The sequence below is a fragment of the Pseudomonas sp. AC463 genome, from assembly GCF_979253585.1.
Genome location: NZ_CEEDDZ010001232.1, coordinates 1 through 231, shown reverse-complemented (window position 1 = coordinate 231; position 231 = coordinate 1). Strand labels below are relative to the sequence as shown.

At 68.0% G+C, this 231-nt stretch carries 1 protein-coding gene; it reads left to right on the top strand.

All coding sequences use genetic code 11. The features are described 5' to 3' along the window. The coding region (locus tag AC0IYH_RS34230) for a hypothetical protein (RefSeq protein WP_471838954.1) at window positions 1-231 on the top strand (231 nt) is incomplete at both ends.

Here is a 231-nt window from a genome sequence, read left to right as displayed (position 1 = left end):
AACGATCCGCGTGCCCGACGACGAGGCAGCACGCCGCACTAGCGACGATCCGCTGGCGGCGTTCGCGTCGTGGCTGTCCTCGGGAAAACCGCGAGCGTTCCTGCGGATGGTGACCGGTGCGGACGGCATCGATTTCGCGGATGCGCAGGCCACCGCCTATGCGCCCGGCGATTTCCTGACCGGACATGACGACGCCGTGGCGGGACGCCATCGCCATGCGGCTTATGTCCT